3 protein-coding genes and 1 rRNA gene are annotated in these 6,261 nt (G+C 41.3%); all 4 read left to right on the top strand.

Going from position 1 to position 6,261, the window contains the following annotated elements; all coding sequences use genetic code 11:
* On the top strand, positions 1-541 hold a 541-nt coding region (locus LHW48_04800; GenBank protein ID MCB5259780.1), incomplete at its 5' end, for a hypothetical protein.
* 129 nt (positions 542-670) lie between these two features.
* Positions 671-4,186, top strand: coding sequence for a C25 family cysteine peptidase (locus tag LHW48_04795; GenBank protein MCB5259779.1), 3,516 nt, complete (start codon positions 671-673; stop codon positions 4,184-4,186).
* A gap of 808 nt (positions 4,187-4,994) precedes the next feature.
* Positions 4,995-5,915 carry an endonuclease/exonuclease/phosphatase family protein gene (locus LHW48_04790; protein MCB5259778.1) on the top strand — a complete coding sequence of 307 codons (921 nt, stop codon included), beginning with the start codon at positions 4,995-4,997 and terminating at the stop codon, positions 5,913-5,915.
* Between the two features lie 262 nt (positions 5,916-6,177).
* Positions 6,178-6,261: ribosomal RNA gene (locus LHW48_04785) — 16S ribosomal RNA — on the top strand; the annotation flags it as partial.

The following is a 6,261-nucleotide window of genomic DNA, read 5'->3' as shown; positions in this document are numbered from 1 at the left end:
GATGGATGCGATAGATATAGATAACCCCGAAGAAAGCGCACTGTTTTGGGGCATCAACATTAATGAACTTAAAGTATGGGCGGCAGTTGGACAGAAGAAAAATGAATTGCACTTTCCGGCATCTAGGTACACTGCAGATCAAAGTGTGTTGCGTTTGAATGCAGCGTATTCTGTCAACTGGGGCGATTTTTCCTTCAATATTAATTCCATGTGGAATTATCTGGAGTTCGATCCTGGTTTGTTGGCAACTCCGGAATATAGCTTTAGAAGCAGTCAGAGCATTGTATGGAACCTAAATCATGACAATCAACTTGAAGCTGGAGTAAATGTATATGGTCATTCAGAATACTACTTGGCAAATGCCAATAATCCAGCCACAATAGATGCTTCTACAATTGTGGACGCTTGGGGGGCAGTACGGATTAGCAAGCTTTTCGATTTTAATGTGCAATTTAAGAATCTACTAACTACGTCACTTTATGGCTTATACCCCATCCCGCTCTCTATACACGCCGGCTTAAGATGGTATTTTATTAATTAAGCTTAACAAATATCGAGTCTTGCCTCGTTTTTTTAGGCATAATCAAACATACGTGCACTCAGTATAATCCAGTATCAAATTTGGGAATATTTCTTGCATAACTTATAGAATATCATATTGGGAGGACCGATGAGAAAATTAATCTTGATACTAATGATAACTTGTATAAGCATGTTAAATGCTGCTGCTTTGGAGATCTTCCAAGAATCGGCAATTGGAATTCATGCCCGCTTTGAAAGCATGCGTGAAAGCCCTATGTCCATAGATATGGATGAGGAGTTTCCCGAAACTGCCACCATATCCCGGACTTTTGCATTTCCATTCCAAAATGTTGAGCCCATCATAAATCAGATGACTTGGAAAGTATTTAATAAGCAGGGTCAGTATTTGGGTAACCGCAGCGAGTTGGATGTAAGTAGCATAGAAACTACTCAGCCTTTTACTTTCAGAGAAATGCAAGGTCTTACCATGAAGGTATTTACTCAACGTGAAACAGATACAGAAATTCTTACCTTAGATAACTTGGATATAGAACTTAGGGGAAGTGGTAGCATCGATCTTCCCCAAAGCCTTTCCCCTGCATTTATTGATGCTTATAAAGTATTAGTGGATAATTGGGATAGCTGTTATTTGAGATCTTTGCCTATTGCGCGTCCTAAAATGCTGATTGTAAGCCATCCTCAATTGGCAACCTATCAGCTTCCCTTTGTGCAATGGAAACGTGCAATGGGATTTGATGTTTATGTAGTTAACAAGGCGGATCTTGGTTCAACTGTTCAAGAAATTCGAGATGCACTCCAGGTGCATTACCAACAACATCGTGCAGATTATCTTCTTCTTCTTGGTGATACAGTGGGCACATATTCTATCCCCACAAACTTCTATCCTTCGCCCGAGTATCAAGAAAACGATGCTGATGATCAGTTTTATTCATTGCTCGAGGGGGATGATTATTTCCCCGAAATGCTGGTTGGGAGATTCTCGTTTACTTCCATTATGGAGTTTATTGTGATGATTACCAAAAGCATCAATTATGAACGAAATCCTTATATGGGTGAAAATCAAAACGATACTGCATGGATGACTAGGGCTCTAGCAGTTGCAGGAAACTACGCCGAAGGTACTTTGCGCCCTACTACGCCAGTGTGGATGAGTCGTTGGCTCCGAGAGCGTCTGTTAGACTATGGCTATGCACAGGTAGATACAGTATTCTATCCGGGTAGCTATCCCGGAACATCGAACATCACCCAATCCATAAATCAGGGCGTACAGTTCATTAGCTATCGTGGCTGGGGCGATGTGAATGGATGGCACTATCCCAGGTTCCACACTCCAGATTTGGACAATACGAGTAATGGACCTCGCATGCCCATAGTGTATTCAATAGTTTGTAATACGGGAGATTTTGCCAATAGCGTAAATCCCTCTTTTGGTGAGAAATGGATGCGGATGGGAACTTCTGCCAGCTTGGGCGGTTGTGTTGCCTTTGTGGGTCCATCCGATCTACACACTAAAACCAGATTGAACAACTCCATTTCTACGGGTGCATATCGCTCTGTTATGGATTATGGTGTACGTGGTTTTGGAACTTCCGTCCTCATGGGAAAAATGGAACTATATAAGAACTTCCCCAACGATATCGCCCCCGGTCAGTATGTACCGTTTTACTTTCATGTTTATAACATCTTATCGGATCCATCGATGAATATGTGGAGTTTGGTTCCCGGCATTATCGAAGAAAACATTATTGAAGGTGGACTAAGCTTTGCCCAATCTGCCTCACATATTCTTATCAATGCTCCTCATTTGGAAGATGCCATAGTATCTGGTACCAAGGATTCCCAGAACTATACATACGCAAGAGTTATAGATGGTTCTGCTGTGCTAAACATAGATCCCGAACAAGAGGGAGATCTTATTTTAACAGTTTTCAAACCGGATTGGGTACCTTTGGTGCGCACTCTTAGCCCTAGCGAGGATGCCGGAATTGGCGTAGTATCAAACTCTGCCATTGGCACAGAAATTGTGGCAAATGAGACCCAATCTATCGATATCACTGTTAAGAACTATTCCGGAAGTGCATTTAATGGAGTAAGTGCAAGTCTGGCTCCAAACCCCAAACTGCAGATCACTCCACTCAATCCATCCACTTTTGATCTCGATCCTGGGGCCACTCATACTTTACAGTATTCCATTACGGCAACTGCCGATAACTTTCCAGGCGAAGTAATCAAATTGCAGTTTAATACTCAAAACCCCAACGCTGAGCACATGTTCGAGTTAAATGTGGGTGGAGCCAAAATCTCAATGCAAAACCACAGCGGCATATTGGAGCTTACTGGAAGCAGCCAGATTACCTTCCAAGCATTAAACACAGGTAATGTAGTCATGCAAAATGTCTCTGTAATTGTACGCTCTCGAACTACTGCAATTACGATTTCAGAAGATCCCATTCCCGTTGGTACAATTGCTCCTGGGAATATTGCCGAATTTGCTGCTACTATAAATGTTCAACCAGACTTGTGGGATGGCCGGATGATTCCACTTACATTTGTCTTTAGCGACGATCATGGCTATGAATGGACTTCTTTCTACACAATGGTAGCCGGCAGCCCGGGAACAAACGATCCTACCGGTCCCTGTAATTACGGTTATTTTGCCTACGATAATACTGATGCTTCCTACAACATGGCTCCCCAATACGATTGGATCGAGATTGATCCGCTACATGGAGGATCTGCTAATTTATGGTTAGTAATGGATGATGGTGTAAAAAGAGTGGAATTACCTTTCACGTTTATGTTCTATGGGCTTGAGTACGATGAGATTACGATCAGCTCAAACGGTTGGGCATCTTTTGTTCATACAGACGAAAGTTATTTTAATAATCATTATATCAATGCCGCTCTGGGCCCCAATGCCTTGCTTGCTCCCTATTGGGACGATCTTAAAGGCATGAAAACCGGAGTTGATAGTCTGGATTATGATGTGTTTGCCGATATGCGCATTCTTTATTGGCACGATGAGGCAAACAACCGCTTTATTATTCAATGGAACGATGCCTATAATCAGGCTACCATTGATGCTGGGGCAAACGCTTCTCTGGAAAAGTTTCAGATTATTCTGTACCCCAAAGATGGCATGGACGGCGACATCGTATTCCAATATCACACTGTTGACAACCCCGCAGTAAATGGAAACTATTGCACGGTTGGCATCGAAGACCATCTTTCCAGCGATGGTATCACTTATAGTTATGGCAACATATATCCTGCAACAGCCGCTGTTTTGGAAGCTGGCAGAGCTATTTGCTTTACAACAACTGCACCGGATACTTATGTTTCCAATGAAGATGTAGTGGCTGAAATCCCGCTCGCTAACCTGCGAAACTATCCCAATCCCTTCAATCCCAGTACTGTAATTGCTTTCGAAAGCAGTAAGGCAACCATGGGCTCATTGAAGATATATAACACCAAGGGCCAATTGATTAAACAACTTTACGATGGCTCTGTTTCTGCCGGAACAAATACCTTTATTTGGGATGGTCGTGACAACAATGGAACTTCTGTTTCAAGCGGTATCTACTACTATCGCCTCCAAAGTGGTGAAAGTTGCCAAACCCGCAAAATGCTATTGATGAAGTAAATCCTAATATACCCACAGACGGGATGCCAAATTTGGTATCCCGTTTGTTTATCATCACAACATAGGGCTATCTGTATTACCAATCTGAACAGTCTATTATAATACTTGTAGGCCTTTCTAAAAGATCAATAAGAGACCGTTGCACATTGATATATAGCAGATTTCTATGCACGAAGTACCGGTTTGGTGGGCTTTTATTGATCGCACCTCTATCCATCCGACACTTTTGTAGTACGGGACTCGATGCCCCAATTATTCAAATGTCTTACACCTCGTCTTCACATGAATCTTTATCTCACAATTAGGCATACTTTAGGGGGACATGATCCCTTACTTACAGCATGATCCCGGCTTGAACCTTGCTTAATCCTCCGTTATAGCGAAGGGCGGGAAGGGGGCGAAGCGTCAATGCGCATGGGGGAATTTAGCTGTCGTTAAGTAAATGCATGAGACTGCTACAAATCCATATATAGCAAATCTATATGCACGAGATATAGATTTTCAGCGCTTTTGATGATCCCACTTCTGATCCACTCGCCACATTTGTAGTACTGGGCTCCGCACCATGGCTTGATTATTCAACGTTCTTAATAAGTGTTATTTTCTGCAAGCTTTGGGCTGTTTTTTATAATCGCTAATCACAGCACAAGCCGCTGTGTAATCATCTTCCGCAAAGTATGCATTGAAAAAGGATGTTTCATAACCGTGATATGTAATAGGGAAAAATGATCTTGACATATTTCTTCATTTCAAGCTTTTGAACAAACCTTCCATATAATGTGAAGCTTATTAGCACTAAGGAATTAAAATGATAAATAAAATTGAACTTTATGGGATCTTGATTGTTGTATTGCTCAATCTGATATCCTGTGGCAAAAATCAGTCTCTCACGCCTCCACCAATAGAAGAAAACCCATATGCATTTGGCACTGAAAGTACTTTGGATATTGTTACATGGAATCTGAAGACCTTTCCTTTAAGCAATGATACTATTCAACTTTTGGTGGAGATTATTCCAGCCCTAGATGTAGAAATTATTGCTTTTCAGGAAATTAACGATGCTTCGGCGTTTTTCACTATGGCAAATCAGTTAAACGATTATCAGCCCTTAGTATATAATGCTACGTCCTCATACAGGTTGGCATACCTCTATAAAAACTCGGTGGTAAGAGTTAATGATGAATATACTGTCTTCAATGATGATAGCAATCCTTTTCCCCGCCCCCCGTATGTATTAGATATAGTTTTTGAGGATACGAATTATATCTTGATCAACAACCATTACAAAGCATTAGGCGACAATATCGTAAATGAAAATAATGAATGGGATGAAGAAGTGAGACGCAGGCTGGCTTCTACAATGCTGGAAGAATACATCGATACCAATCATCCCGACGATAAGGTAATTGTATTGGGTGACCTTAACGATCAAATTCAGGAACCTGAAGATACAAATGTATTTCTCCCTTTTCTAGATAAGCCTGATGAATACTATTTTGCCACCATGCCCATTGCACTTAATCCCACTTTGAATACAGTATCTTATCCACGCTACAATAGTATTCTCGATCACATTCTTATCAGCAATGAATTATTCGAGGATTTTAACGTGGGAGGATCATTCTGTAACAGCATTCGAGTGGAGAATTTCGATATTATTGGTGGCCTATCGGTTTATTACGAGAAAATATCCGATCACCGCCCGGTAGGAATAAGACTCCATTACTAATGCAAATACCCCTGATGCTAAATAATTGAGGCTCAGATAATTTTTTCGTGCTTGCATGGACTTGTAGGAATGCCATATAGCATATAGAGATGTCTTATAGATTAAAAAGTATGCAAAAAATGTATTGACAAAATAATGGCTCTAAAGAAATTGGCAAAACCTGCTCGACGAGAGCGGGAACAATTTGATCTTTTACGAGTTTATAGAGTGCTATAGAGAAACAGTGAATAAGAAGCTCTTGTCAGTTCAATCATTTTAGTTAATGATGGAGAGTTTGATCCTGGCTCAGGACGAACGCTGGCGGCGTGGATTAGGCATGCAAGTCGAACGGTAGATATCCTTTCGG

This window comes from Candidatus Cloacimonadota bacterium, assembly GCA_020532355.1.
GTDB lineage: Bacteria > Cloacimonadota > Cloacimonadia > Cloacimonadales > Cloacimonadaceae > UBA5456.
This window is presented reverse-complemented; position numbering and strand designations above follow the sequence as displayed.

Coding starts and splice junctions, on each gene's coding strand:
- LHW48_04790 (MCB5259778.1), top strand. CDS start 4,995: ATGATAAATAAAATTGAACTTTATGGGATCTTGATTGTTGTATTGCTC.
- LHW48_04795 (MCB5259779.1), top strand. CDS start 671: ATGAGAAAATTAATCTTGATACTAATGATAACTTGTATAAGCATGTTA.